27 protein-coding genes are annotated in these 21378 nt (G+C 34.9%); 21 read left to right on the forward strand and 6 right to left on the reverse strand.

From position 1 onward, the window contains the following. The first annotated feature begins 191 nt into the window (after nucleotides 1–191). Together ACK3CR_RS06815 and ACK3CR_RS06820 are read left to right on the forward strand one after the other, a co-directional pair. Nucleotides 192–992, forward strand: a complete 801-nt coding sequence (locus tag ACK3CR_RS06815) for a ParA family protein (protein ID WP_488975112.1) — start codon at nucleotides 192–194, stop codon at nucleotides 990–992. Next, on the forward strand, nucleotides 958–1302 hold the full coding sequence (locus ACK3CR_RS06820) for a hypothetical protein (protein ID WP_488975113.1): 345 nt from the start codon (nucleotides 958–960) through the stop codon (nucleotides 1300–1302). The genes ACK3CR_RS06815 and ACK3CR_RS06820 overlap by 35 nt, the downstream gene beginning before the upstream one ends. A 398-nt stretch (nucleotides 1303–1700) precedes the next feature. Here the strand turns inward: ACK3CR_RS06820 and ACK3CR_RS06825 are convergent, their stop codons facing one another. After that, nucleotides 1701–2861, reverse strand: a complete 1161-nt coding sequence (locus ACK3CR_RS06825) for a S8 family peptidase (RefSeq protein WP_488975114.1) — start codon at nucleotides 2859–2861, stop codon at nucleotides 1701–1703. Between the two features lie 163 nt (nucleotides 2862–3024). Continuing rightward, on the reverse strand, nucleotides 3025–3507 hold the full coding sequence (locus tag ACK3CR_RS06830) for a spore coat protein (RefSeq protein WP_488975115.1): 483 nt from the start codon (nucleotides 3505–3507) through the stop codon (nucleotides 3025–3027). A 410-nt stretch (nucleotides 3508–3917) separates the two neighbouring features. Here ACK3CR_RS06830 and ACK3CR_RS06835 point away from each other — a divergent pair, with 410 nt between their 5' ends. The 3 genes from ACK3CR_RS06835 (at nucleotide 3918) to ACK3CR_RS06845 (ending at nucleotide 5004) form a co-directional block, all read left to right on the forward strand. Continuing rightward, on the forward strand, nucleotides 3918–4376 hold the full coding sequence (locus tag ACK3CR_RS06835; RefSeq protein WP_488975116.1) for a hypothetical protein: 459 nt from the start codon (nucleotides 3918–3920) through the stop codon (nucleotides 4374–4376). Between the two features lies 1 nt (nucleotide 4377). Next, complete coding sequence (locus ACK3CR_RS06840; protein ID WP_488975117.1) at nucleotides 4378–4584, forward strand: hypothetical protein; 207 nt, start codon at nucleotides 4378–4380, stop codon at nucleotides 4582–4584. Between the two features lie 141 nt (nucleotides 4585–4725). Then, the gene (locus ACK3CR_RS06845; RefSeq protein WP_488975118.1) at nucleotides 4726–5004 is read left to right on the forward strand and encodes a hypothetical protein; all 279 of its coding nucleotides are present in this window, start codon (nucleotides 4726–4728) and stop codon (nucleotides 5002–5004) included. A 270-nt stretch (nucleotides 5005–5274) separates the two neighbouring features. On the opposite strand, the gene ACK3CR_RS06850 is transcribed toward ACK3CR_RS06845, so the two are convergent. Beyond that, entirely contained in the window at nucleotides 5275–5868 is a 594-nt protein-coding gene (locus ACK3CR_RS06850) for a MerR family transcriptional regulator (protein ID WP_488975119.1), read from the reverse strand. 236 nt (nucleotides 5869–6104) lie between these two features. Between ACK3CR_RS06850 and ACK3CR_RS06855 the strand changes: the two genes are divergently transcribed. From ACK3CR_RS06855 to ACK3CR_RS06865, 3 genes are all read left to right on the forward strand, one after another. Next, nucleotides 6105–6689, forward strand: coding sequence for a recombinase family protein (locus ACK3CR_RS06855; protein WP_488975120.1), 585 nt, complete (start codon nucleotides 6105–6107; stop codon nucleotides 6687–6689). Between the two features lie 400 nt (nucleotides 6690–7089). Next, nucleotides 7090–7548 (forward strand): AraC family transcriptional regulator, encoded by a 459-nt coding sequence (locus tag ACK3CR_RS06860; RefSeq protein ID WP_488975121.1) that lies wholly within the window; start codon nucleotides 7090–7092, stop codon nucleotides 7546–7548. A gap of 592 nt (nucleotides 7549–8140) precedes the next feature. Next, nucleotides 8141–8653 (forward strand): DUF3231 family protein, encoded by a 513-nt coding sequence (locus ACK3CR_RS06865; RefSeq protein ID WP_488975122.1) that lies wholly within the window; start codon nucleotides 8141–8143, stop codon nucleotides 8651–8653. Nucleotides 8654–9190: 537 nt separating this feature from the next. Here the strand turns inward: ACK3CR_RS06865 and ACK3CR_RS06870 are convergent. Next, complete coding sequence (locus ACK3CR_RS06870) at nucleotides 9191–9949, reverse strand: YqcI/YcgG family protein (protein WP_488975123.1); 759 nt, start codon at nucleotides 9947–9949, stop codon at nucleotides 9191–9193. A 246-nt stretch (nucleotides 9950–10195) separates the two neighbouring features. Here ACK3CR_RS06870 and ACK3CR_RS06875 point away from each other — a divergent pair. Continuing rightward, nucleotides 10196–11352, forward strand: a protein-coding gene (locus ACK3CR_RS06875) for an IS3 family transposase (RefSeq protein ID WP_251459252.1) whose coding sequence is annotated in 2 segments (ribosomal slippage) — nucleotides 10196–10466 and nucleotides 10466–11352 — 1158 coding nt in all. Because the reading frame shifts where the segments join, the coding sequence is not laid out codon by codon here. Between the two features lie 143 nt (nucleotides 11353–11495). On the opposite strand, the gene ACK3CR_RS06880 is transcribed toward ACK3CR_RS06875, so the two are convergent. Further along, nucleotides 11496–11909, reverse strand: a complete 414-nt coding sequence (locus tag ACK3CR_RS06880) for a hypothetical protein (protein ID WP_488975124.1) — start codon at nucleotides 11907–11909, stop codon at nucleotides 11496–11498. Between the two features lie 556 nt (nucleotides 11910–12465). Between ACK3CR_RS06880 and ACK3CR_RS06885 the strand changes: the two genes are divergently transcribed. Next, nucleotides 12466–12624 (forward strand): glycine zipper domain-containing protein, encoded by a 159-nt coding sequence (locus ACK3CR_RS06885; protein ID WP_488975125.1) that lies wholly within the window; start codon nucleotides 12466–12468, stop codon nucleotides 12622–12624. A gap of 787 nt (nucleotides 12625–13411) precedes the next feature. Here ACK3CR_RS06885 and ACK3CR_RS06890 read toward each other — a convergent pair. After that, nucleotides 13412–14374, reverse strand: a complete 963-nt coding sequence (locus ACK3CR_RS06890; protein ID WP_488975126.1) for a helix-turn-helix transcriptional regulator — start codon at nucleotides 14372–14374, stop codon at nucleotides 13412–13414. A gap of 111 nt (nucleotides 14375–14485) precedes the next feature. Here ACK3CR_RS06890 and ACK3CR_RS06895 point away from each other — a divergent pair, with 111 nt between their 5' ends. From ACK3CR_RS06895 to ACK3CR_RS06945, 11 genes are all read left to right on the forward strand, one after another. Further along, nucleotides 14486–14965, forward strand: a complete 480-nt coding sequence (locus ACK3CR_RS06895) for a GyrI-like domain-containing protein (RefSeq protein ID WP_488975127.1) — start codon at nucleotides 14486–14488, stop codon at nucleotides 14963–14965. A 22-nt stretch (nucleotides 14966–14987) separates the two neighbouring features. After that, a complete protein-coding gene (locus tag ACK3CR_RS06900; RefSeq protein WP_488975128.1) occupies nucleotides 14988–15452 on the forward strand; it encodes a DUF8821 family protein in 465 nt (154 codons plus the stop codon). A 183-nt stretch (nucleotides 15453–15635) separates the two neighbouring features. After that, nucleotides 15636–16109: a DoxX family protein gene (locus ACK3CR_RS06905; RefSeq protein WP_411250403.1), complete on the forward strand. Its 474-nt coding sequence runs from the start codon at nucleotides 15636–15638 to the stop codon at nucleotides 16107–16109. A gap of 193 nt (nucleotides 16110–16302) precedes the next feature. Then, nucleotides 16303–16731, forward strand: coding sequence for a hypothetical protein (locus ACK3CR_RS06910; protein ID WP_488975129.1), 429 nt, complete (start codon nucleotides 16303–16305; stop codon nucleotides 16729–16731). Between the two features lie 592 nt (nucleotides 16732–17323). After that, nucleotides 17324–17638 (forward strand): PadR family transcriptional regulator, encoded by a 315-nt coding sequence (locus ACK3CR_RS06915; RefSeq protein ID WP_411250399.1) that lies wholly within the window; start codon nucleotides 17324–17326, stop codon nucleotides 17636–17638. A 13-nt stretch (nucleotides 17639–17651) separates the two neighbouring features. Next, nucleotides 17652–18290 carry a hypothetical protein gene (locus ACK3CR_RS06920; RefSeq protein ID WP_488975130.1) on the forward strand — a complete coding sequence of 213 codons (639 nt, stop codon included), beginning with the start codon at nucleotides 17652–17654 and terminating at the stop codon, nucleotides 18288–18290. A 20-nt stretch (nucleotides 18291–18310) separates the two neighbouring features. Continuing rightward, nucleotides 18311–18925, forward strand: a complete 615-nt coding sequence (locus ACK3CR_RS06925) for a DedA family protein (RefSeq protein WP_411250395.1) — start codon at nucleotides 18311–18313, stop codon at nucleotides 18923–18925. A 358-nt stretch (nucleotides 18926–19283) separates the two neighbouring features. Next, nucleotides 19284–19442 carry a glycine zipper domain-containing protein gene (locus ACK3CR_RS06930; RefSeq protein WP_488975131.1) on the forward strand — a complete coding sequence of 53 codons (159 nt, stop codon included), beginning with the start codon at nucleotides 19284–19286 and terminating at the stop codon, nucleotides 19440–19442. Nucleotides 19443–20136: 694 nt separating this feature from the next. Further along, complete coding sequence (locus tag ACK3CR_RS06935) at nucleotides 20137–20298, forward strand: hypothetical protein (protein WP_488975132.1); 162 nt, start codon at nucleotides 20137–20139, stop codon at nucleotides 20296–20298. A 118-nt stretch (nucleotides 20299–20416) separates the two neighbouring features. Next, the gene (locus ACK3CR_RS06940; protein ID WP_488975133.1) at nucleotides 20417–20572 is read left to right on the forward strand and encodes a hypothetical protein; all 156 of its coding nucleotides are present in this window, start codon (nucleotides 20417–20419) and stop codon (nucleotides 20570–20572) included. A 472-nt stretch (nucleotides 20573–21044) separates the two neighbouring features. After that, nucleotides 21045–21347 carry a hypothetical protein gene (locus tag ACK3CR_RS06945; RefSeq protein WP_488975134.1) on the forward strand — a complete coding sequence of 101 codons (303 nt, stop codon included), beginning with the start codon at nucleotides 21045–21047 and terminating at the stop codon, nucleotides 21345–21347. Nucleotides 21348–21378: the final 31 nt, after the last annotated feature.

Below are 21378 nucleotides of genomic sequence, written 5' to 3' on the forward strand. Positions count from 1 at the left end.
GACTTTAAATGGATCTATATAATACGATTAATTATAAAATGATATATATATTAACACATATGTTAATATATATATCATTTTATAATTTGATGTATACATTATTTTCAATATTAATTAATATGTTTGCATTGTTGTTAATAATGTATTTATAATAAAGATATTGTTATTAATTATAGATAGAAGGTGATAATGTGACGGCTAAAATCGTTACTTTTGGTATTTCTAAAGGTGGCTGTTCTAAGTCTACTTCTAGTGGAATTACAGCTTATTTATTAAGTAAAAAAGAAAAGGTTCTTTGCATAGATATGGATGGACAAGGAAATCTAACTTCTTTTCTGACTGGTGAGTTTGATATTTGTAATGTATTTGAGGAACAAACCATTTTAGAAGCTATTAAAGATGAAGATGTACGTCCTTACATTGTTAAAATTAATGAAAACTTAGATTTAGTTCCATCAAATGATTTCCTAGCTACGCTCCCTCACCTAATGTATCAGGAAGGGAAAGGATTAGATGCCCTCACCAAAGCCTTGAATCCTATTATGGAGCGATACGATTGGATTATTATCGATACTCCCCCATCCTTATCAGAACAAACAGTTATGCCCCTTAGTACATATTCAGAAGCAGGTAGTTATTCAGTGGTAATGTTTGATGGATCTATGTTCTGCTATTATGCAATTCCTAAATTTTTAGAAATTGTAGAGGAAGCGAAAAGGCGATACAACCCAACCTTAGAAGTTGCAGGAATTCTTTTTGCGATTATTGATCCAAGGGCAAAAGAAATTCAATCTATGAAAGAATTAATTGACGAAGAATATAAAGGTCTACGATTTAAAACTTCTATAAAGAGAAAAGCTTCAACTAGACGTCTTCCAATTAACGGTTTTGAAGGTAATCAAGAATTAGGACAAGCTTTAGAATATTATAGATTGTTTGTAAGGGAGTTGAAAAAGCGTGTCAGACAAAGACAACTTGAAAAACAAGATTAAAAGACCTACAGCTGCAGGGCAGTTTTTCAATCAATACGAAGATCGCTCTAAAAAGGAAGAAGAGAAAGTCACGAATATAGAAAATAAAGCTTCAAATGATGAAGAATATTTTAAAGATTTAGCTCAGGGAAAAAAGCCATCTAAAGAAACTAAGAAGAGCAACAAGGTATTTACTTCTTTTTATATGGATGCAGATTTAGCCAAAGTTATTGAAAATAAAATTGTAAAGAACGGAAAGAAAGGCGACAAATCAAAATTTATTAATCTTGCGCTTAGAAGGTTGTTAGAAGAATACGATGCTTTTAAATAACATATACAATGACATATATATTGTTGTATATGTTAAAAATGATATTAACTAATAAAAAAGCTATCTATATTCAAGCATTAATTCATCTCTTAGTAGCTACAATCACTCAATTTAACATTCAATAAGAAAACTTGGAAGCACTCAAACCTTCCAAGCTTTCTTATGTCTAACTCTAATATAATAACTGGATCTTTTATCTCCATTTAATGTGGAATGTTAGATAGTAGCATTTTATATAAGGGAGGAAAAAAAGTATCTATAAATTCTTTAATTGTAATTATTTATCATTTAGAACTGTGTTCTAAATGATAAATAATCCAGAAAAAATAATATAAGAAACTAGAAGCCCGTATGTAACAGAGAAGCCTATTATCATTCATAGACTTCTCTGTCTCCCATTATGTTTGTCGTACAGCTCTATTGGCGTTTACTCTTCCATAAACCCAAAACGTACCTGTGCCTGGTACCGGATCTGAAGTATTTTGGATAATGCTTCGAATTTGGATGTTACTTCTTCCTTGTGCTGCTAATAAAGCCGCCAAACCTGCTACATGTGGGCAGGCCATAGAAGTACCACTAAGGTAAGAATAGTAACTATTTGGATACGTAGATAAGATATTAGAACCTGGGGCAGCTACATCAACCCATGTTCCATAGTTTGAGAAGCTAGATCTCTGATCATTTTCATCTGTTGAAGCAACAGATAAGACGTTTTGATATACTGCAGGATAAGTAAGCAAGTTGGCGCCGTTATTTCCTGCGGCAGCTACCGCTACAGATCCTCGGTTTATAGCATAATCTATGGCATTTCTTATTGTTACAGAATCTTGGGTTGTCCCTAAACTTAAGTTAATAACTTGAGCGCCTTGGTTGGCTGCGTAAACAATACCATTAGCGATATTAGTTGATATACCACTACCATTATCAGCAAGTGCTTTTACAGGTAAGATTCTTGCAGATGGGGCAATACCAGCAATCCCTAAATTGTTATTGGTAGCTGCTGCTGCAATCCCAGCTACATGTGTACCATGGCCATTAACATCCGTTACATTTGAGTTACCGTTCACAAAGTTATACCCAGGCAATAATTTATTAACTAAATCAGGATGATTCGTCTGCACCCCAGTGTCAACAATAGCAATACGAATGTTACTATTACTTGTTGTAACATCCCAGGCAGCTGGTGCACTAATCTTTTGTGGACCATACTGATATGCATAGAATGCATCATTTTGAGTAAGAAAAGCTTCTACTGTATAGTTTGGCTCAACGTATTCTACTTCATCTAATGTACTGTATAACTTCATCATTTTACTAGTAGTGTATTTAGATTCTAGTAATTGGAACCCTAGATCATTATTTTGTTCTAGCATTGTGCATTGATTAGTAGTATGAATCTGATCTATGATGTCCTGTGTTACACCATCTTTAAACTTCACAATCATTTGGTTTTCTTTAAAAGTGCCAGGCGTTGATGGATCCTCAGATATCCATTGAACGATCAGGATTAAAATAGCTGATACAATAATAGATAATATAAGCAATATCCAACTTAACATAGTATACCTCCTAATGAATAGACGAGTTATTCATAGCGTATTCGTTATTCTTTTAAGAGGATTGGACAGACAGACAAGTTGTGATAAAAATAATAGGTTTGTCTATTACTTTGAAACATAAAAAAGAGGAAGACACCTAGCGGTGTCTTCCTCTTTTTTATGTTTATAGGATATCGATTTGAACAAGAAGTGCAAGGAGTACTTGGAGCATTACTTGGATGGAAATAGCTATATCTGAATCCTGAGTTGACACTGTAACCTGTTGTGAACCTTCAATTAGGATTTTTTGACGATTTAATTGGCTAATAGAGGATTTTTGCAATAATCTTTGGGTAATATCTTCTGCTTGAACTTCATCAACAATAGCAATGTTGATTACAAGAGCGATTGCCACTTCTAGTGCAACTTGTAGGGATAGAGCAATTTGTGAATCAGTTGTTGTTACCTCAATTTCACAGGAATCCCTAATAATAATTAGTTCATCTGAACCTTGACCAATGTCACTTTTCTGTACTCCATCTTGAAAGATTCCATCAGCATCAAATCCACAACTTCCACATTTGCTATCACAGCAATTTTTGTCTTTTTTGTCAAATTTGTCAAATTTGTCAAAACGATCACTGAACGGTTTTGAACGTGTATTCATGAACATCTTCTCCTTTTTAAGTTTTGAGAGTTTTATATTGTTTTTCTCTCCTTATTTAGAAAGAAGATGAGAATTCGATAAAAGATAGGTTGTTTGCAAATGCTTAATGCCTACTATTATAGGGCATTTACGACTCATCTTTTTCCTAAACAGTCCTTATAGCTTATGTTTCATACTGTTGAAGTGATTAGACGAGTTGCCCATATTTTATAAAATACTTACGATTGTGACACAAAATGGACTGGTTAGAAGCCCTTTTTTAAGGTATTTAGTGTGCTTATCCATATCATATCCTCTAGCATTGAATATTCTATTACATAGTCTAAATAGAAAGGGATGATTGAAAAGTGGCTAGACAAATTAACTTAGGTAGTTCATCAACTGATCTGTTGACCAACCTCAATGGATTATTGTTCGACGATTTACTAGGACCTGTACTAGGAACTGACTCTCCACTTAACCTTCAAGACGAACTACAAACTTTATTAGATGCATTGTCTTTAGATAATATTGATGATTTTCTTACAGGATTGGAACAAATATTACTCTCCGTATCTGGATTAGCAACAGACACAGTAACGGCTATCTTAAATATTGTGGGAGAAATTTTAAACTTACTTGCTTCTTTAGTGCCTGACTTACCAGATGTGCCAGGATTACCTAATCCTGATGGTATATTAGGAAGCCTTGTAGACTTAGTGGGTACACAAGTTGCTATAACGGTAACTAACGAGCTGGTAGGGACTGTACAAGGTGAATTACTGTTTGTCGGAAATGACTATGCAGTAGTACAAGAAGCTGATGGCGGATTAACTTACATTCTTCCTGATGCAATTCAATCAGTGGGAATGTTAGGGGGTGGAGTATAAAATGAACTTTGATGCATCATTAATTTCCGAATTAAACAAGCAACTAGGTCGTTTTGTTGAAATCTTCACTGATTCTGGGCTTCCGATTAGTGGAGTACTATACAACGTGGAAGATGACATGCTTGAAATTACACAAATGACTCCAGGATATGGTTCAATGATTCCAACAATGATACCCTTATCTGCAGTAAATGCTATACGCGTTTAAAAAGAATGGGTGGATCTTCTACAGGATCTGCCTTTTTCTATGTAAAAAAATCATTTTATAGAGCATATGTCCGTTGCATTTTAGAGAATATATCATAGGTTGTATTAGCATGAATAAATTATGAAGGTGAGGTAACTAACGTTGAGTAAAGAAAACCGTGAGAAGTTAACAGCTTTATCAAATAACCTTCTTGGCCTTTTTGTTGCAGACTTGTTTAAGGATAAAAAAGTTAAAGAAATTCCGGAAGAGAAAAAAGCTCAGCTTAGAGCTCTAGTAGAAGATTTAAAGGCTCAAACTGATGCATTCTTAAAGGATCAAAAGACGACTGAAACTGCTGAGGGTACACCAACTAAAAAAACTGGAGATAGTCCATTAAGAGCTGCAGTTAAGAAACGTAAAGAAGAAAAAGGAACAAAGTAAGCTAGTTTAACAACATAAAAAGAGTGCATAAAACCTAGGATTTTCATGCACTCTTTTTGTGTGGAAAGATTCCAGAAATCTTGTTTAACCAACGATGGATTATGTTAACTAAGTTTATATATCGTATACATAATCAAGTTAAGATTTATTAACTGAAATATCTGTAGAAAGCAGGATATAGCACCGTTATAGCGGCGTATTGGAAATATTATTTGTAGAAATATGCTTCTTTTCAAATGTGGTAACTAGATAAAAGTAAGGTTTCTTTGTTTATCGTCCGAACAGGCGAGCAAGGAAGCCTTTCTTTTGTTGCGCTTCTATCTTTTCTTGTGTAGCGGCAATTAATTTTTGTGTTTCATCATTTTCCTTCTTTAGTGCTTGCATACCTCTTATTGCTTCCATAAATTTTTTACTTCTATTTATTGATCGTTCCTCTTGTTTTGCTAACTGCTGTTGAATAAATTTATATCTTTCCTCCAGGCGGTCAGCTAATACTTTTATGAATTCTGTTTGCTTTTGAACAGTCTCTTTTAATTCTTTTATATCGTTGCTATAGCGCCCCTCTATTCCTTCGTCCATCATAGCGGGCACCGATACAGATTTACCTTGAAGCATTGATACAACTTGCTTTGCTGCCTTTTCTAACGTTATATCGCTTTTATCTTTGGCTTGAATTATCCTTCTTATCGCCATAATGTCCGTATCGGTATATTGTCTATGACCATTACTATTCTTAGAGAACTTCCAACCCACTTTTTCAAGTTGGACTGCATACTTACGTAATGTTGATTCTCTTATATCGAGCATAGCACACAAATCACCAGGGGAGTAATAGACCTCTATTCTATTTTGCCCGTGCGACATAATATACACCTCCCTTTTAATTTTATGTTCTTCACTTCGCTATAGCGCTATGTCACTCCTCTTTGCGATAACAAATAACCCTCCCAATAGGGTAGACCCTATTGGGAAGGTAGAATATAGAGAATAAAAAACAAGGGAGTAAGAGTTTATACTCTCCCAATAGACTTGTCCCATAATTGATATATAATTAAGAGTATAAAATAAGAATTTATACTTCAAAAAGGAGTTAATAATATATGATTTATGGATATGCTCGTGTTTCAAGTAAAGAACAAAACTTGGATAGACAATTGAAACAATTAAATGATTCTGGTTGCGATAAGATTTTTGAAGAAAAAATTAGTGGAGCTACTACCGAACGTCTAGAACTACAAAACATGCTTTCTATTCTTCAACCTGGAGATAAAATTATAGTCTCTGATTTAACTCGCATTTCAAGAAGCAGCAAAGATTTATTTAAGTTAATTGAGATTATTAAGAAAAAGGGAGCTGCTTTAAAAAGTTTAAAAGATACATGGCTTGATATGACAGAAGACAATCCTTATTCAACTTTCCTTTTGACCGTTATGGCGGGGGTTAACCAACTGGAGAGAGATATAACGAGAATGAGACAAAAAGAAGGCATTGCTATTGCAAAAGATAAAGGGCGCTATGTCGGTAGGATGAAGAAGTATCATGATAAACATGCAGGTATGAATCATGCTATTGAACTTTATCAAGCAGGGAAGCATACAATCAAAGAAATTAGTGAAATTACAAATGTAAGTAAAAGTTCACTTTATAGAAAGTTAGCTACTTTAAAAGATAGACAATCTATATAGCCATACTTAATGTTATTGTAGTCTAAATTATAAAATGATTAATTGGCCAGCTTATGCTTAATAAATTCTAGGTCGCTTTATACCTTAACTTTTGCATAAAAAAATCAATTATTTATGCAAATATTTCTGTCTGTTTAAGCCGTAGAATGCTTTCATATATATCATGCATTAAAAGATGAATAAAAGAGTTAGAGGAAATAAAAATGAACCCTTATATACAAGGATTCATTAGAGTGCTTGGTTCCTAGAGGATGTATTATGTAAACTAAATGTGTATAGAGTATGCAAAATGAATAGATGGTAAAATTTTTAAATTTTTAAAAATTTTAGGTGATTATTTTTTTTAATCATGATACCTTTTTCATTGTAGTAAATATTGATGAAAAAGGAGCGAAGTTATATGAATATTAGGATCGATAACTTACCAACTTCCCGAATTGCATATGTGAGAAAAGTTGGTCCATATGGTCCCCATAACGTTGAAGTGATGGAAAAGTTAAAAAGCTGGGCTAAAAGGAACGGTCTGTTTAATAAAACAGCAATTATACTTGGTATTCCACGAGATAATCCTGAAGTGACCTCTCCAGAAAATTGTCGCTATGATGCTGGTATCGTCATTTCAAACGATTATCAAATTGATGATGTTGTTAGCGAAGGTGAATTACCAGGAGGTCAGTACGCTATCTATAAAGTTAAGCACACAGCAGAAGAAATTCAAAAAGCATTGGATACCATTTTTTCTGATTTGTTAAACAAAGGTTATGAAATTGATTCGAAGCCAATTTTCGAACGATATAGTGGTGAAGCTGATGATAATGATTATTGTGACATTTGTGTACCTATAAAACCAAAAGAATAATAGTCTCAGATCCTATTCTGCAATTTATTTTGTTTAAGTCAAAGTTAATAAGACCTCTTAATTTATAAGAGGTCTTATTATGTTTTCCTATAAGATGGATTACGTTAACTGAAAATGCATATAGTATTCACCTTATATTACAAAACAAAGGGGTAGGGGAAGAACCTCTCTGTTTTTCACTACGGCTCAAGTTAGTGAATTTATGGAATCCCTCTATCATATGTATTGTTCTAAAAACTTGCTACCCACTCTCTTGAAGTAAGTACTTGCTCCTGGTAAAACCTCATAGGGTTCGACAATTCTGTATGACTATGGATAAGTAGTTGTGATGAGAGCCACCATTTATGATTTCTCCATCAATTTCAAAAAAACTACCCTATACAGGTAGTTTTTTTAGGGTTAATAACAAGGATATAGTGGATGATGCTCACCTACACATCTTGGTTAGTTTGCTTAAAATATGAAATTATATTCTTTGATGAACCAAATTTCGATATAAGTGGAAGAATAATGAAAAGAGATTTGGAGATATTACACATGTGCATAGCAAGAAAGGTGGCACACTATCATGAATTTTATAAGGAGGATAACAATGGGTATTTTAAGTGGAAATCCTACAGATGAACCGATGCATTATGGTGAAGTATTTGGAACATGGTCATATCTTTCCACCTCAAAGGGGTTAGTGTCTGGCTATCAAACATTTCTAAATCATGTAGGAGACAAGGATCTACATAAGTTGGTACAAGAGACAATCGAACAGTGTCAACAAGAAATGAAAGGTATAGAAACATTGTTAAAAGAAAATGGAGTTGGTTTACCACCAACCCCACCAGAACGTCCTGAAGCTTGTTTAGATGATATACCTGTAGGTGCACGTGTTCAAGATCCGGAAATTGCAGCCGCCATTTCAATGAATATAGCTGCTGGTCTAATTGCTTGTAGTCAACTGATTGGACAGTCTATTCGTGAAGATATTGCAGCCATGTTTGCACAAATTCATATGCAAAAAGTAGCTCTTGGAGGAAAGTTTCTAAGACTTAATAAAGAAAAAGGCTGGTTAATTCCCCCTCCTCTTCATAAGTCTAAAAATACAGATTGTTAACGATTAGCTTTTCCAAAAAGCTTACCTTAAATAATGAAAAAGGTGTCTCTTAGCAAATAAGGACACTTTTTTCATTTCCGATAATCTTCATTATGTTAACTACAAATGTATAAGTTATACAACGTATAAAATAGAAAAACCTACTGATCCCGAACAGTAGGTTTTTTGTTACAAAATTATCGGTCGTGGGGTGATACTTCATGTATCTTGAGTAGTTTGCTCAATAAAGTATTAATTATTCTATATTACAACATAGAAACAGAGAGGTTGGAGTAGACCTCTCTGTTTTTTACCATGGCTCAATTTTGGTGAATTTATGAAATTTCCTTTTATTATATGAACTGTGTTTAGAATTGCTATTACTTACATCTATAACAAACATTATAAGAATGAAAAACCTACTGTCTAGGGTATCCAGATGACAGTAGGCTTTTTCTACAACATATTTGGCAACATTTCTTTACGATGCCAATGGAGAGCATCGTGAATAGTTTGCTCAAAGCTTTGAAGTTTTACTCCTAAAAATGACTGATAATCCTAATTTTTATTTTCTTTATCCATTAAACTGTTCAAGAATGGGCATTGAGGTAACTCTGTATCATCATTATCTCGTAAAAAATATTGTTTCCATTCATAATTATCCGCATTTCCATAACTATTTAAAGAAGAATGTATAGATATATCATCATATTTATCAATTCTTCTTCTTATTTGTTCCTTAATCTTTCTAGCGTACTTTTCATTTTTATTAAATTCCTGAAGAACCCAACGTGGGGTAATGGCCATCATCATATAAGGAAAGTTTCTACTATTTCTCTTTTCATGTTTAGGAGTAGCACAATACATGAAATACTGTTCTCCATGAAAGCAGTACTCCCAAGTATGGTCTGAAGGATCTTTTGGAATATGGGTAGGCCAATCGATTTCATCTAGCTCATTTAAATGGTTGAGCTGTTTCCAAAATAATAGTTCAAAATCCTCTATAATGCTGCTCTCGATAAGATGTTCGGGTGTATCAAAAAATATAATCAGGGTTGTATACTTTCCATACTTTCTGCAGTTTATCGTGAACTCTTTTAGTAAACTAGCTAGTTCTAGAGAGGTTTGATAATTTTTCGGATTTCCTACAAACCCATATCTGAGATGTCCCATTGAAAAAGATTGGGTAGCTGGAATACAGGGAAAGAGATGTTCTTTATCTTTCATTTTGTCACTAAAAGCATTTAGTGCATCCTCTTGCCAGGGCAAGAGATTTGCATCGGAAACATCCTTACTACCTTGAATTAATTTTGTCATACAATAGCCTCCTTGCCTCATTAGACTATTGCAAAAAAGTTGCATAGGTGAATGTCCTATTAATGATTAGGCACTGTTCTTATAGCGAAGATTATGTAAACTGTAAATGAGGATCTTAGACAGTGTAAAAAGAGAAAAACCTACTGCCTTTTGGGACTGACCCCATAAAGTGAGACAAATACAAAACACCTTTAAGTTAAAAAACGGGTATGTAGTACCTAACAATAACTTGGAGGTGTTTTTTCTATGGGAAAAAGAGTGAGCTATCCAGTAGAAGTGAAATTAAAAGCAATTGAAATGAGATTGGCAGGAGTACCGGTCAAAGAAGTTATGGAAACGTTACAGATCCGCAACCATACACAACTCAAAACATGGATGAGGTGGCATAGAAATGGAGAATCCTATCGCCTGGCACAGCCCGTTGGGCAAACATACACCCATCGAAAAGGGCCTCATTCTCAAGATACTCCATCAAAGTTACAAGCTGAAAATCAATATTTAAAACAACAGATTGAAGTCTTAAAAAAGTACAAAGAGTTGGAAAGGGAGTGGTACCAGAAGTTGTATTGAAGTTAGTAGAGGAATTAAAAGAGAAACTGCCTATCTCTCAAATCTGTCAGTGCCTGGGTATTCCTCGATCCACTTATTATCGTTGGAAGAAAAATGAGCAAGGAGAAGAAACAAAGGGAAAGAAATGGATAGAACGAAAAGTTGGTGAGCAGTGCCGTAAACATAAATTTCGATATGGCTATCGAAAAATTACAGCGTTACTCAATCAAACGATGCATATCAACCATAAAGTAGTGCAGCGTGTTATGCAGAAATACGGTTGGCAATGTCGTGTGAAAAGGAAAAAACGGAAACAAACAGGACAACCTTATCAGGTTGCAGAAAACGTGTTAAACCGTAATTTCCGAGCAGAGCGCCCTTTTCAAAAGCTGGTTACCGATATTACCTACTTGCCTTTTGGACCTAAACAGTTGTATCTTTCAAGTATTCAAGATTTATTTAATGGTGAAATCATTGCGTATTCAGTGAGTGATTGTCAAAACGTAGAGTTTGTTTTAGATACATTAAGTCAACTCCCTCCTTTACCTGAGGGATGTACGTTGCATAGCGACCAAGGTTCGGTTTACACATCATATGCGTATCAACGAAAAGTCAAAGAAAGAGGCATCATCATGAGTATGTCCCGCAAAGGGACACCTGCAGATAATGCCTCCATTGAATCGTTTCATTCCAGTCTAAAGTCTGAAACGTTTTACCTCGACGAGTTAACATGTACTACGACTGCCATCGTAGAACAAACTGTCGAAAGCTACATTACTTATTATAACCATATCCGTATTCAAACGAAACTAAACAACCAGTCACCGGTACAATACCGACAACTGGCTGTTTAAAAGGTGTTTTGATCCCTGTCTCAAAAACGGGGGTCAGTCCCTTTTTCCAGTAGGTTTTTCTTTGGTAAATACGTTATTATATCTAAAAAGATTTAGAATCTATAAATTATTACATATCATTTCTAAATCCAACGTATGAATGATTATGTAAGCGGTATTCTTGCATTGCAATCAAAGTTAGGTGTGAATTGTCCAATTTTTTCCAGAGGAATAGTTAAAGGTGTTGGAAATTGAAAAAATGGAGCAGTTACCATCTTAATATTAACAGGGAATAGAGTGACAGTTCCTTGTTCCACAGCATAAACCGTACCACAAAATATAGGCCTAAACGCTTGACCGAATAAGTTAAGCTGATCTGACTCTGTGACAATTAAAATTGATTCTCCAATTAACCCTTGTAATTCCTCAAATAAAGGATCTTCTACATCAGCTACATCAACACGCACGGGTGCTTCAAGGATTCGTGCTTCTTTTTTATCCTTCTTATTTTGATTATTGTGCCTTTCACCAAAACTGTATTTTTTGTTTTTATTATTTTTCCCATTTTCAAATGACATAAAATTCCTCCTTTTGTTTTAAATCGTACCGAATATAAACGGGAAGCTATAAAACAGTCTTGTTCCCTTTCTATTGAGATGTATGAAGGATAGGACTTGTTTAATTCAATTAAATGTATATAAAAGAATGATATGGTATTAAAAATATAAGGTATAAGGAGCTTGGATAAAGACAAGGTACAGGTAGTATTTTTTGTCCTATGGAACGCTAACGCTCAAAAAATCTCCACCTTTTTCTCCTTGTCTTTATCCATTTTGCAGTCTTCGTTTATTTTGCCGAACGACCGATAAACTGATGAAATACATGTTAAGATCATTCGACTTCTTTAAGTATAGATTGCAAAACCGCATTATCATCCGCACTAAATTATTTACCTTATTCTATATAAAGTGACGATGGTGAGACCTTGGGGCTAGCCCCAAACCCCAGCCTTCACTCCCGATTCCTGATGAAGAGGGAAAACCCTAATTCATGTAAAGATAAAGGGAATCGTTTAGATTTGTAGAATGTGATGTGAATAGTTATATAGCATATATATAGATAAGGGGCGATTCTTTGTCTAATAATGGGGAAAGTATCGGTATTGGATTATGTTTTGGTGTTGCATTTGGACTCGTTGTAGGTTTGGTAATGGACAATATTGGTTTAGGAATTGCGTTAGGTATTTCAATTGGAATCATGGTTGGAATCGGTATTAGTAAAAAAAAGAAGTAATATTAGAAGGGATGACATAAAAGACTCTTTTTTCACCTCCCAATGGGGTTTTTTTATTTGGTGAATAATAATTTGGGGGGGCAACACATGCTATGAGGGTCATATAAGGTAGTCCTTAGTGACATTTGTTGATGTTAACTGGATTGATTAAGCAGAGGGGACCTCTCCATTCTCCCTCTGCTTTTTCTATTGCCATAAAATGCATCATAGAAAGATGAGGAAAGTATAGGCGTCTGTCAACGGTAAATCGCAAGACCGAAAGGTCGAGAATTTAAGGAGTTGATAGACTCACCGCACCCGAACCCTCTTGGCATTGAACAAACCTTGTTTGTTCCTGCCAACCGGCGCGGGAGCCCCCTCAAAACTTGAGGGGGTTGGGGGAGTTTTTAAGGGGATCCAACGGCCTTTCGTTGGTCGTTGTTTGGGGGCGACACCCCAAGATCTTTTTCATGCGTAAGCATGAATACGGCATAGCCGTACAGGCCTCGCAGAGCACACACTTTTGGAACAAAAGTATAGTGTTTTATACTGGATAACCTTTCAGTTAACAGTTCTATTAATAATAAAAAGGATCTTCGATTGAAGATCCTTTTTCAATGCCGATAATAAGGATTATGTTAACTAGTTTTTTATAGAGTATACATTTGATTCTCTGGATTTTATTGAACTAAAGAGTACAGTTTAGTTCAATAAAGGCGAATTTATTTATTCTTGAATGATGAGTGAAAACCCCTTCAGAAAAGTTGAAGGGGTTTTAGTTGGGTTTGTTTTTTGGAAAAAATTATGCTTATGGATAGTATAAGCATAATCTCTCTTGTATAACTTCTAGGACTTCTTCTGGTATTTCCCTGACCTTGATATCCCCACCTAGGAAAAGTAACCAATTTGTTATTTCGTTCAATTCCTCGGGCTTATTAACATTGATATAAGTCTTTAGAATGGCTGTGGTTTGGTAAGGATTCGTATAGGAAATTGAAGATTTTAATGGATGGTATTTTTTAAACTGGGCAATTGCTTTTGGACCAAGTTCAAAGACAAGGTTGCTTACTTCTTCCTGTTCACTTAGTTTTTCTAATATCTTTTTCTTACTTAATCTTTTTTTCGCCGGGGAGGGTTTGACATTAGTGAGTTGGTCGACAGAAAAAATCTGCTTCTTTTCTTCCTTTAAGTCAAAGCCTTCGATCAGCCAAACGCTTTTTTCATGATAAAGGTGCAAAAGATAGATTGAATAAGTCTTTATTATTTTCTCTTCTTCGACGGTAACTAATAAATATCTATCCAAAAGAAGAATCTGGATGAGTTTTTCTAACATGGGGTGGGGGAGGTCCGACAGATCAAGTAGATCGGGATTATAGGGATTGGTCCCTGCAAAAAGCAAGATTTGATTTAAAAGAACAAGATCATCTTGCTGGTTTTGTGAAATGAGGCCAAGTAATTTTTCAGCTAAAGACTGACGACTCTTTAAATAGGGGAGTTGTTGATTTCTTGTGGCCATAAAGGCAATAAAAAGAGCTTTGACCTCATTATCGGTAAAGCGAACATCGGGTAGGACAGAGTTGTGCATGACAAAATAGCCTCCATCCCTTCCAACTTCAGCGACAAGTGGCATCCCCATCGCCTCAATTTCTTTGATATCTCTGATAGCTGTCGAACGAGAGATATTAAATTCTCGCATGATTTCAGAAATTGTAAAGTGGGAGCGATTGTTGATATACCGCATGATGATATTAATTCGTTCAACTTTTTTCATCAGAACTCCTAAACAGTACCATTTTTTGACATGATTTAAGACTATTATAAACTTATCAAGTGAAGATAACAAACTCATTTGATAAATTTTAAAAAAAGGAAGGTTTTAAATATGACAAATTATACTCTACAAGAAAAAGATAGCTTTACCGTTTTAGGTTTTGGAACTGAGCTTAAGAGTGATTACACAGACTATGCTGGCATAAACAAGGAAAAGTCAGACTTTTGGCAGGCATTCAGCCAAGATGGAAGACTTGACGCTTTAAAAGCTATAGCTACAAATGACTACGTTTTTGCTGTGAACGAGGCGGTAAATAACAAGATGATGCATTATGCTGGCGTCATGACAGAGGCATCGGCATCAGAAGAGGCCAGAGTGATTCAATTTCCTAAGGGGGAATACCTAGTTGTGAAAGGGGAAGGGAAGACGGCTGAAGAATTGAATAATAAACTTTCTGGCATTGCCTTTGGTCAAGTATTGCCAGAAGCAAAGAATTTTGCCTATGTTGGTGGACCAAATGCAACAGTTGAGATGGGGCAGCAAAACGGCTTAGTTTTTGGTGAAATGTGGATTCCTGTTGTTAGGAAATAAAGAGATAACTGGAGGGGTGGAAATGTCTTATATCGTTGATTTTAAAAATGTGTCTACGGTTGATTTAGAATCTTCACCTGTAGTAGAAGCGCTTGCTGGTTTACGTGCTAATGAAGCCCGTTACTTTATGAACAAATACAAGCATGAATTTACGGTTGTACCAGCTAGCGAAAGCCAGGAGACACTTGATTATGTGAACCGAATTTTGAAAGAAGAACGTGATATTAAGTTTGCGGCCAAACCTTTAGAAACTTCGCGTTTTCAAGTGGAAAATATCAAATTTGCCTACGTATTTTATGAGGACGGTCTTGTGGTAAACGTCATGTATACGGTTGATGACCCTAAGAAGCGGGCCATTGGTTTTAAGCTTTCTGAGGGGATGGAGGTACCAAAGGAGTTAGAAGGGAAGTTTAAGTTTTCTAGGCAGAAGTCTAAACTAGCTGGAACAATTCGGGGCTCGTTTTTTGTGATTAAAGGAGAATATTAAAGTAAGCAAAAGCGCAAGTTGAGGAATTCAGCCATTTTTGTATTTGGTCATTCTTTTTCTTCATTGAAATTAGTGAAAGCTATTTTCTCTCTAGGTAAAAAATAGCTTTCACTCGCTTAAAGGTGTCGTTTTGAATACAAATCTAGTGAAGAGTTTGTAAGAAATTATTGCATATTTAAATCAATGATTAAAGGAAGGGATCAAAAGATGAAAACAAAAGGAAAAATGATTGCTTATTGGACAGTCACATCACTACTCGCAGTATCAATTTTGTTAAGTGGTATTGGTCAACTGATGAAATTAGGAGGAAATATCGAGTTAGTAAAGAATATCGGTTACCCGTTATACATCATGAACATTCTTGGGATTTGGAAAATACTTGGAGTCATTGCTATCGTCTTTCCAGGTTTTCCTCGGCTTAAAGAATGGGCTCACGCTGGTATCTTCTTTTTAATGACTGGTGCGGCTTTATCTCATGTGTTTGCTAATGATTATGGTGATTACGGGTTTCATATTATCCTTCCGCTTTTCTATGCTATACTCAATATCGCTTCATGGGCGCTGAGACCAGAAAGCCGCATACTTGGTAATACTGAAAAACGTGGGCAAAAACAAAGTCTAGTATTCAATGATACGGTGACCCCAAGGACAAAATAGGAGACGAAATTAAATTAAGTGAAAAAGATTTTGAATTAGTTTCTAAGGCTTTTTTTACTGAAAACGAAAATAAGTATTTATCAGTTGTCCTTTGGCTTTACGTTACTTTGATCCGATTTCTCTCGGGCTCTTATTTGGTCCGTTGATAATTCTTTGTTAACACTACAACTAAGTAGAATAAAGGGGTAAGATAATGAAAATGGAATCTGTGATCAGCCGTATCCAGCAAGCACGTTCCAAAAATGCGGTTGAATTATTAATCCAAGCAATAGAAGAGTTGAATCTCATTGATGCGTGTGTGGAGGAGATTGATGAAAAAAAGGGTGAGTATATGATCATCACCCTTTCTGGGAAGTCTATCGTTGTAATGACAGCATTATTCACACCCGATTCTCCCAATTCAAAAAACATACTACAGGTTCATGCTTACCCGCTAAAGAGTCTAGAATCATTTATAATTGAATTTCATCAACCGGATCTTATAGAAAGTTTGGTTCGAAACGATAGGAAATTCACACTTAATTTGATTGATCGAAGTGTAGGAGTTCATATTAAAAAGGACGATCCAAGAACAGATGACTTGAATCATCTCATTAACAGCATCAAAAATATCATTAGTTGAATCCAAACCGCCCATGTGAATACGTGGTTTTCTCAAGATTTGAATATCAAATAAAACACCCAACCGGCTGCTTAACGTACAGGTAGTCAGCTGAATTGTGTCTAAAATATGTCTAAACGTGTATTTTTCTTCTTTTGGTAAGATGACCTCGGAATGTTGGCGATACCCCTTATGGTTTTTTCAGATTTCATTTCTTCTCTCAATTGCCTTTATAAAACGTTAAATAAAAAGTACCGCACAAAAGATCTAATCCAATAGCAAATCCTATTCCAAGTGTTGATTTAAAATAAAGATTGATAATTTGTAAAAAAGTTCGATAATTTAAAACAAAGTTCGATAAAACCCTGTATTAATAGGTTTTTTCTTTTGCCCCTTAAACTTCAGGTGTATTATTCAATTAAAGGGCCAGATTATGGAGCAACAACTTTAATGGAGATGGAAATTTAATATAGCATACGATTGAAATCAGCATTTTATTGCTGGTTTTTTTCTTTAAGTGTTAAATCTAAAAGTACCTTGTAATTTTAAGTAATATAACTTATGATAATATAGTACTTAATAATGTTATGTAGTTAGTTGGGGGTGTATAGCTTTGAATAAGGAATTATTAAAAGGAAATATTGATCTTCTAATTCTTTCTGTTGTGAAAGAAAAAAAGAGTTATGGCTATGAAATTTCAAAAATAATAAAAGAAAAAACAGAAGGAGAATTTGAAATTCAAGAGGCTACACTATATTTATCTTTGAAAAGATTAGAGAAACAAGGTGCAATATCGTCATCATGGGGGAAAGAGAGCCATGGAGGACGACGCAAATACTATTCTGTTACAGATGAAGGCCTACAATTATTGGATAGTCTAATAAATGATTGGAGAAAAGTCACTGAAATGGTTAAAAGATTTATTTAAAGGAGGAAGAATCATGAGTAGATATTTAAGAAAAATATTTAGTCTTGAAGATATAAAATATAGCTGGATACTATTACTTTCAGCATTTCTTTTTGGTATTACAAATTTTATTGATCAGTTGTATTCAGGTGATCCAATTTGGGTACTTATTAGTTACTGGTTTTCGATTGCAATTGCCGTTCTTTGGGGAGCACTAAATTATATTAGTCATATTCGAATGAACAGTTTGTATAAGAAACAAGATGATATAAGATTGTATGTTAACCAATTAGCTATGAATGAGGAAGACAAGTTAGAATTACAAACTTATTTAGAAGATTATGTTCATGATTTGATACAGCAAGGTAACAGCGAAGTAGACGCTACAAGGGAAGCAATCAATCAATTCAAGGTCAAAGAGTTTTTAAATTTATCTAAAAACTCTTTGTTCTTCAATTTACATGCCCATTATTATTTAGTTGGTTGGACAATTGTATCCATTTTAGCTTCTATTGTAGTCTGGGCACTAGATGTTGCGATATTTCCTTATTCATTAATTACGCTCACTTTAGAAATTACTTTTATTGTTTATGCATTTGGGCTTTTTGGAATGTTTATCTTGTATAAAATTATTGATACTACGATTTATCGAAAGTTTAAAGATTTATTTTAATAGTAGAAGGAGAATTTGAAATGGAAACTTGGATTACTAATATAATGGAACAATTCGGATATATGGGTATTTTCTTATTGATTACAATAGAGAATTTATTTCCTCCAATACCGTCAGAGGTTATCCTAACATTTGGAGGATTCATGACTACTCATACATCCCTAAGTGTCTTCGGGGTGATAGTGGCTTCAACAATTGGATCAGTGGTAGGGGCAATCGTTCTTTATGGAATAGGGTTACTTATTGATGTAAATAGAATAGAAAAAATTATTGAAAAGTGGGGAGGTATTCTAAGATTAACCAAAAAGGATGTTCGTAAAGCAAATGAATGGTTTTCTAAATATGGAGTGTGGGCAGTATTCTTTTGTCGCTTTATTCCTTTAATTAGAAGTTTAATCTCCTTGCCGGCTGGAATGGCTCATATGAATTTTGGAGTATTTCTGATATTAACAACTTTAGGAACGTTAATATGGAATTTTGCCCTTGTTAATATAGGTGCTGCAGTTGGAGGGTCGTGGGAAACGATAGTAGGCTATATGGATATATACTCAAATATAGCGTATGCAGTGATAGCGTTACTATTTCTAGTGCTTGTTATTTTGTTTATCAGAAAACGAATAGTATTGAATAAGTAAGTAATCTTTTAGCGAAGGATTAAAGTCGTAATAATAAAACATCTTCAGCAAAAGGGCGCGATTATTGAGCAACACTGGTAGAAAATGATCAAACTTTTTTATAAAAATCGTCCTCGTGAAATATTTAAAGAGCCTGTTTTGATCAATCTTTTTTTCAAAAGCAGGCTCTTTTATATTTGGAAAATCAACATAATAAGACGTGTTTTCAATCAAACTTTTTTATAACCCAACAGCCTCACTCCCGATACCTGATGAAGGGGGAAAACTCTAATTCATGTAAAGATAAAGGGAATCGTTTAGATTTGTAGAATGTGATGTGAATAGTTATATAGCATATATATAGATAAGGGGCGATTCTTTGTCTAATAATGGAGAGAGTATCGGTATTGGATTATGTTTTGGTGTTGCATTTGGACTCGTTTTAGGTTTGGTAATGGACAATATTGGTTTAGGAATTGCGTTAGGTATTTCAATTGGAATCGTGGTTGGAATCGGTATTAGTAAAAAAAAGAAGTAATATTAGAAGGGATGACATAAAAGACTCTTTTTTCACCTCCCAAGGGGTTTTTTTATTTGGTGAATAATAATTTGGGAGGCAATACATGCTATGAGGATCATATAAGGTAGTCCTTAGTGACATTTGTTGATGTTAACTGGATTGATTAAGCAGAGGGGACCTCTCCATTCTCCCTCTGCTTTTTCTATTGCCATAAGATACATCATAAAAAGATGAGGAAAGTATAGGTGTCTGTCAACGGTAAATCGCAAGACCGAAAGGTCGAGAATTTAAGGAGTTGATAGACTCACTGCACCCGAACCCTCTTGGCATTGAACAAACTTTGTTTGTTCCTGCCAACCGGCGAGGGAGCCCCCTCAAAACGTGAGGGGGTTGGGGGAGTTTTTAAGGGGATCCAACGTCCTTACGTTGGTCGGCGTTTGGGGGCGACACCCCAAGGCCTTCTTCATGCGGTAGCATGAATACGGCATAGCCGTACAGGCCTCGCAGAGCACACACTTTTGGAACAAAAGTATAGTGTGTTATATTAAATATTTTTTAAATTTAAATTTGCGAATAAATAATAAGAAAAGTTTACTGTTTACATTGTCATATTTCTTTTGCTGAAAGTTATTGACTGTGGAATTTACATCCACTAAACTAGATATAAGTCACTCATTTGAGTGACTTATATTCGAAGAGAATGAGGATTGGTATGACGAAAACAGCACCTGGATTTAAGCGATTGAATGCAGATATCCCAGAAGAATTGTTTAAAGAATTTGCAAAGAGATGTATTGAAGAAGGGATTAGTAAGAAAGATTATTTGGTTCGTCTTCTAGAGAAAGAACTCTACAACGATTCCAAGGAAAAGTAATAATGTATGTAAATAGAAGAAAGGGCACTTTCTCGACCAGGAAAGCACCCCTTGTAGAACTATTAGGCAAATAATATTATAACATGGGTTGCCCTCAAAAAAATAGGAGGGTTCAATCATGGAAGAAACTGAAAAGTTATTGATTAGCATTGAAAATGTATTACGTATTGCTAATGAATTAGTCGATGAAATGGCAGACTTACACGTCATAAAAGAAGATTATATTCGATTAAAGGAACAACTCTTTTTGAACCAATTTACGCAAGCCGAATGAAAAGTTTTTGAGTTCTCTCTGGATTAATGTAATGTTCGTGAGACAGCAAAGATTTTACATAGAGAGGAAGAAACCAGGAAAATTAGAGGGAAAATATTACACAAGTTAGAGGTTTCTTCAGTGAAATCAGCCATTGATTTGTACGAAAAAGTGGCTCATAGTTGTACACCTATCTCCTCATTTTTTAATGATGGAACGGGTCAAGAACGTATACGTTTCTCGTAAAATTTGAGGGGACGTTGAAGGGACGTATATACTCATGAGGTCGACAATGAAGGGACGCTGAGGGGACTTCATATTGACAGTAGCTCAACAGTATATCAACAGCAGGTCGGCAGAGTGGTAATTTTCGTGATATCACACTTTTTAAGGTGAGAATGACGTTCTGCTGGGCTTTGCCCAGCCTATCATCCTCCGATGATAGCAAAAACCCCTTATGCTCTTCTAACTTTATAGAGCAGTGCATACCAAAATGAGAGGATGGAACAGAAAAGTGGATATTTTATTACGAGATATTGATCCGGTAGCGATAAAAAAGATTGATGAACTTGCAAAGGAAAAAGGAGTTTCACGGCAATATTTTTTAAAAGGTCAGATAGAAACGTTGGCGTTTTTTCAAGAACAAACTACACGTGAAATGCATTTAACAAATCTGATTGATAAGAACCTTTTGTTCATGTCGAAAATTCATTATGCAGTGGAACAAAACACAAAAACTTTAAACAATTTATATGCGAGTATTGAAAAAGCAGTTGGAGAAATTGAAGAGCTATGAGTACCAAACGACGAATGATTACCTTAGACGA

The organism is Priestia sp. TRM10, assembly GCF_057808375.1.